This is a genomic window from bacterium (assembly GCA_037131655.1).
GTDB lineage: Bacteria > Armatimonadota > Fimbriimonadia > Fimbriimonadales > JBAXQP01 > JBAXQP01.
Genome location: JBAXQP010000181.1, coordinates 1 through 5,705, shown reverse-complemented (window position 1 = coordinate 5,705; position 5,705 = coordinate 1). Strand labels below are relative to the sequence as shown.

The window sequence follows — 5,705 nt, the reverse complement described above, 5'->3', positions numbered from 1 at the left end:
CCGCAGGTTGATCACCAGACAGATTCCACGCCTGCGGCACTGAATGACAGTGGGGAGAGCGGGTGGTGGTGGAATAACGGGTATCCTAGATGTTAATTAAGGGACAGGCTCTGGGATGGGGGGGCTTTTACCTATTATGGGAGAGGTGCGATGGCTACAACTTATATGACAGCGGATAGGGATGAATACCGGATGGACCCGGGTAATCCTTTCTTAACGATTGAGCCAATAGAGATGGAAGTTAGGGTTGTGGGGGATGCGTTGGCGGCGCTTGTTGAGGCGGGGATACTGCCGCATGGGAACTATGATATTGCGAAGATGCTTGCCTTACGGGAGGCAGTTAAGGAGCTGTTTGAAATCCCATGGACAGCCATTACCCCGCGGATGCAGCGATTAATCTATGCTATAAACGCCATTACCCAGCCACAAAACATGCTGGCTGCGGGTATCTTCTGCGGCAATACCTTTATATCTAACGCCGGGGCAGCAGTCGGGCCGGGCGCATGCTATCAGGCGAATGACCTGGTGGGCATCGAGATTAAGCCGGAAGAAGCAGAACGAGCCGAGCGCAATGTCAGGAAGATTGACCCCACATGCGTCGCCAATATCGTCGCCGCCGATGCCGTAGACTACGCCGCTGAGTACCCCGAACAGATTAACCTGCTCTATTTAGACGCGGATGGCGATGCCAGAAGAGGAAAGGGAATCTACCTCGACATCCTCGAAGCAAGCCTAGATAAAATGCCCAAAGGCAGCATTGTGCTGGCGCATAACAGCCACAACGCCGCCGAGCGATTAGCCGGTTACCTGAAGTTTGTCCGCGACCCTGCCCTATTTATCAGCATGAACGTCATCTTTGATGGCGAGGGGCTGGAAGTATCCGCAAAACGTTAGGACGGGCAACACGTCATAAGTAATAAGAAGTATCGAAGAATAAACATAAGACTCAGTAAGGAGAATCTATTGAAAACCTTTTACATTATCTGTCTAGTGATACTCACCGCCATGCTGGCCGATGCTAACGCGGCAACTGCCAAAAAGAAGATCGCATGGGCGAAGGACTATACAGTCGCGCAAGCCCAAGCCAAGAAGGCCAATAAACCAATCATGATTGATTTCTACACCGATTGGTGTACTTGGTGCAAGAAACTTGATACTGACACTTATTCCAATAAAACCGTCGTCACCTACGTAACGAAGTCATTTGTGGCAGTGAAAGTAAACGCCGAGAAAGAGGGCAAGAAGCTTTCTGAGAAGTACGGTATTACCGGTTTCCCCACCATCATGATCGTTGACGCATCCGGCACGCCTATCGGGAAGATTATCGGTTATGTCACCCCTGTTGATTTCATCAAACAAGCAAAGCAAGTGATTGCCGGTAAAGGCGAACTTGCCGCTCTGCTGATTAAGTATGAAAAGGACCCGGCAAATGCCGATCTATGCTATAAAGTCATCGCCAGATATGCAACCTTAGGCGAAAGCGATAAGGTACTTGCTATCGTTGATAAAGCAGAGAAAGCCGGCATGAAAGACGATGGTATCTACTTTGTAAAGATTTACAATGCCGCCGGGGATGTCTTACGGGCGAAATCCGATTTCGCTAATGCAGTTCCCTATTACAACAAAGCAGTCCTAGGCGCCAAAGACACGGGAGACCTGGCCTATGCCCGCTTCTCAATCGGAGCCTGCCTTGCACTACAAAACAAGTATCAGGAAGCGCTATCGGAGCTACAAGAGGTCTTAAAAATCAAGGGCTGCCCTGACAACATCAAGACCGCCACGGAACAGGGCATTACTTGGCTGGAGGAGAAAATAAAGACCCCGCCAGCCACGCCACCTGCCCCGCCGACAGTCAGTAATTAACAGATACAATAATGGCCTGTGGTTAATCCCCGGGCCATTCTATCAACTTATACGTCGTCACTAATGACGAAGAGCTGAAAGTTACCGCTTAGAGTTAGAACGCAAGAAACTAAGGAGACCCCATTGAAATCATATCTCGTTTTGTGTTTAGTGATACTAACCGCCATGCTGACCGTTGCTAATGCGGATACTGTTAAAAAAGAAATCGCTTGGGCGAAGTCCTATGATGCAGCCATAGCGCAAGCCAAGATTGGCGATAAGATCATCATGATCGACTTCTACACCGACTGGTGCGGTTGGTGCAAGGTGCTCGACACTGATGTGTATACCAACAGCGATGTGATTGCAGCCTTAGACAACTTCGTCTGCCTCAAGCTAAATGCCGAAAAGGAAGGCAAGGATCAGGCTGCTAAGTTCATCATCACTGGCTACCCGTACATCGCTTTTATAGACTCGACAGGCTCTCTCGTGGGTCAAATATCCGGTTACGCTCCGGCCGTCCCCTTTTGCAAGGCTCTGGTGAATATCGCCGCCGACCGCAAAGAACTGGTTGCGCTAGAAGCTAAATACGCTGGCGATCCCAAAAACGTGGAGTTGGCGACCATTCTCTTAGGCAAGCACCTAGACCTAAACAACACCAAAAAGACCCTCGCCCTTCTAGTAACGGCTCGCAATGCAGGCCCAAAAGAAGGTGCGGACTATCTAAGCAAGATGCAACAAAAAGCCGGGGACGCCCTACGCGACAAACGTCAATATGACGGCGCCATCATGTGCTACCAAATGCTTGCTAAAGGAAATAAAGATATCGGGCTAATCGCATATGCTAACTTCAACGTCGCGTTATGCCATGCCAATAACGGCAAGCTCAAGGAAGCCCTGGATGAGTTCAACGCCCTTATCAAGATGCCGGGCTGCCCAGACAACATAAAGTCTGTATCCATCCAAAACGTCAAAGCCATCGAAGACAAACTAAAAGAAACCGCCCAACCCCCCAAGTAACATAAATAAAAAAGGCCCAGGGGTAACCTGGGCCTTAATTGCTTCTTATACCAACTGCTCTTGCTTCTTTAGAAGAGGGTAGCCTTCCTCTTCTCGCTTTACAAGATACTTCAAGCAGCACTTGCGGGTTAGGGAGCGGATACGGTTGATGAAGCTGACTCTCTCGGTAACCGATACACGGCCGCGGGCATCCAAGAGATTAAATACATGGCTGCACTTAAGCACGCAGTCATAGGCCGGATAGACCAAACCTAATTCAACTATACGCTTGGCTTCCTTCTCATACATATCAAAGACACTGAAGAGCATATCGGTATCCGCATACTCGAAGTTATAGTAGTTGTTCTCTAACTCGAAAGTATGGGCAACATCCCGATAGGTGATACCATGCTCCCACTCCAGCTTCCAAACGCTGTCCACTTTCTGAAGCATCATGGTTAACCGCTCAGGGCCATAGGTGATTTCGGCAAGAATAGGCTTTAACTCAATACCGGCTATCTGCTGGAAGAAAGTGAACTGGGTAACTTCAGTCCCATCAATCCAGACTTCCCAACCGACACCCGACGCGCCCAACGCCTCCGATGCCCAATCATCCTCAACAAAGCGAATGTCATGCTTGAGCGGATCAACCCCTAGCGCCCTCAGACTGTCAAGATATTGGTCAACAACATCCTCAGGGGAGGGCTTGAGTACGACTTGGTATTGATAATAGTGTTGAAGCCGCATCGGATTGCGTGCATAGCGGCCATCGGCAGGCCTCCGTGAAGGCTGAACATAAGCCGCATTCCAAGGCTCCGGCCCTAACGCGCGCAGTAGGGTATGAGGCGACATCGTCCCCGCCCCGACTTCCATATCATAAGGCTGCACAATCAAACAGTTCCGTTCAGCCCAAAACCTTTCGAGCGTCAACAACACTTCTTGAAACGTCATCTATTCCTCCAATGGAGAGCGTATTGCGTAGTACGTATTGCGTATATCAGATCCCCTCCTTGGGAAAGGGAAAGGAGATCCTGACCGAGCTTAGGTTAAACCTACCCCATTTCCCCCTTTCCAAGGGGGAATACAAGGGGGTCTGTCCGGCCCTATCACCTATCACCCAACCCCTATCACCTTCTCCGTACTACTCCAAATCCGTTACTGCACCCAGACTGCTAGTGGAGACAAGTTTGGCATATTTGGCCAGAACGCCTCGGGTGTATCTTGGTTTAGGGGGCTGCCAATTCTTTTTACGTCCGGCTAACTCCTCGTCAGATACGTTCAGCTGCAACAGTCGCTGTTCGGCATCTATGGTGATTGAGTCGCCCTCATGCACAAAGGCTATGGTTCCACCCACAAAAGCTTCTGGCGCGACATGACCTACGACCATCCCATAAGTTCCGCCTGAAAACCTGCCGTCTGTAATAAGACCCACTGCATCTCCAAGTCCTGCGCCAATTAGGGCGGAAGTTGGCGCCAACATCTCGCGCATCCCAGGCCCGCCTTTTGGCCCTTCGTAGCGTATGACTACCACATCGCCTGCCTTGATGCCGCCTGCCAAAATAGCTTCCAGACAAGCTTCCTCTGAGTCGAAAACACGTGCAGGGCCGGTAATTACAGAGCGCTTAACGCCTGTGATTTTAGCCACAGCGCCTTCAGTAGCCAAGTTGCCTTTCATGATTGCCAGATGACCTTGGGCATAAAGCGGCTTGTCCCATGGGCAAATAATATTTTGGTCTGCCGGCGGCTCATCAGGGACATCCTTAAGCACTTCAGCAATGGTCTGACCGGTGATTGTGAGGGCATCACCATGAATTACACCATGATTAAACAATATCTTCATCACCTGCGGCACACCGCCTGCTAAATGAAACTCAGTCACCACATGCTTGCCGGACGGCTTAAGATCACAAAGCACCGGCACCTTCTCACGGATAGTCTCAAAGTCATCAATTACAAGCGGTACTTCAGCAGCATGAGCAATTGCCAAGAGGTGAAGTACTGCGTTGGTCGAACCGCCTAAAGCCATCACCACCGCCATCGCGTTCTCAAATGCCTTGCGGGTCAATATCTGGCGTGGGAGTAGTTGGTTACGGATAGCTTGAACCAAAACCTTTGCCGATTCGGCAGTGCTGTCACCCTTCTCGCCATCTTCAGCAGCCATAGTCGAAGAGTGCATCAGGCTGAGTCCCATCGCTTCAATCGCTGATGACATGGTGTTGGCCGTATACATCCCACCACACGCGCCTGGTCCGGGACATGCATGTCGCTCAATCTCCAGGAGTTCTTCCTTGCTTATCTTCCCAGCGCTATACTCACCCACTGCCTCGAAAACACTCACGATAGTTAAATCGCGGCCTTTATATCGGCCTGGCTTAATGGTTCCACCATACACAAAAATCGCCGGTATATTCATCCTGGCAATCGCGATTACTGCGCCGGGCATGTTCTTGTCGCAACCGCCAAAAGCGAGAACCGCATCCATGCATTGACCATCACAAACGGTCTCTATAGAATCAGCGATAACTTCTCTTGAAACGAGAGAATACTTCATGCCCTCAGTGCCCATCGAGATGCCGTCGGCAATAGTGATGGTGCCGAAGACTTGAGGCATAGCGCCTGCATCCTTTAACGCCGATTCTGCACGCTTGGCTAAATCGTTAATGCCCACATTGCAGGGCGTCAGGTTGCTATAGGAATTCGCGATTCCGACGATAGGCTTTTCGAAGTCATCATCACCAAATCCAACTGCACGCAGCATTGCGCGATTGGGTGACCGCTGAATCCCATGGGTAGTTAATCTGCTACGAAGGTTATCTGGCATAATATCCGTCCTAGATGAGGTTAGATTTCAAACTATTCTACCA

Annotated in this window: 5 protein-coding genes; 3 read left to right on the top strand and 2 right to left on the bottom strand. The window is 50.2% G+C overall.

Annotated elements, in window-relative coordinates:
* The first annotated feature begins 150 nt into the window (after positions 1-150).
* From WCO51_09005 to WCO51_08995, 3 genes are all read left to right on the top strand, one after another.
* Entirely contained in the window at positions 151-894 is a 744-nt protein-coding gene (locus WCO51_09005; protein ID MEI6513398.1) for a class I SAM-dependent methyltransferase, read from the top strand.
* Positions 895-963: 69 nt separating this feature from the next.
* On the top strand, positions 964-1,863 hold the full coding sequence (locus WCO51_09000) for a thioredoxin fold domain-containing protein (protein MEI6513397.1): 900 nt from the start codon (positions 964-966) through the stop codon (positions 1,861-1,863).
* Between the two features lie 123 nt (positions 1,864-1,986).
* Complete coding sequence (locus tag WCO51_08995; GenBank protein MEI6513396.1) at positions 1,987-2,862, top strand: thioredoxin family protein; 876 nt, start codon at positions 1,987-1,989, stop codon at positions 2,860-2,862.
* A 45-nt stretch (positions 2,863-2,907) separates the two neighbouring features.
* On the opposite strand, the gene WCO51_08990 is transcribed toward WCO51_08995, so the two are convergent.
* Both WCO51_08990 and ilvD read right to left on the bottom strand, forming a co-directional pair.
* On the bottom strand, positions 2,908-3,792 hold the full coding sequence (locus WCO51_08990; GenBank protein MEI6513395.1) for a glycine--tRNA ligase subunit alpha: 885 nt from the start codon (positions 3,790-3,792) through the stop codon (positions 2,908-2,910).
* Between the two features lie 190 nt (positions 3,793-3,982).
* Entirely contained in the window at positions 3,983-5,662 is a 1,680-nt protein-coding gene (gene ilvD, locus WCO51_08985) for a dihydroxy-acid dehydratase (protein MEI6513394.1), read from the bottom strand.
* Between the last annotated feature and the right edge of the window lie 43 nt (positions 5,663-5,705).

Bases quoted from the DNA above. Each gene is read 5' to 3' on its own strand.
- ilvD (MEI6513394.1), bottom strand. From the start codon at position 5,662: ATGCCAGATAACCTTCGTAGCAGATTAACTACCCATGGGATTCAGCGG.
- WCO51_09005 (MEI6513398.1), top strand. From the start codon at position 151: ATGGCTACAACTTATATGACAGCGGATAGGGATGAATACCGGATGGAC.
- WCO51_08990 (MEI6513395.1), bottom strand. From the start codon at position 3,792: ATGACGTTTCAAGAAGTGTTGTTGACGCTCGAAAGGTTTTGGGCTGAA.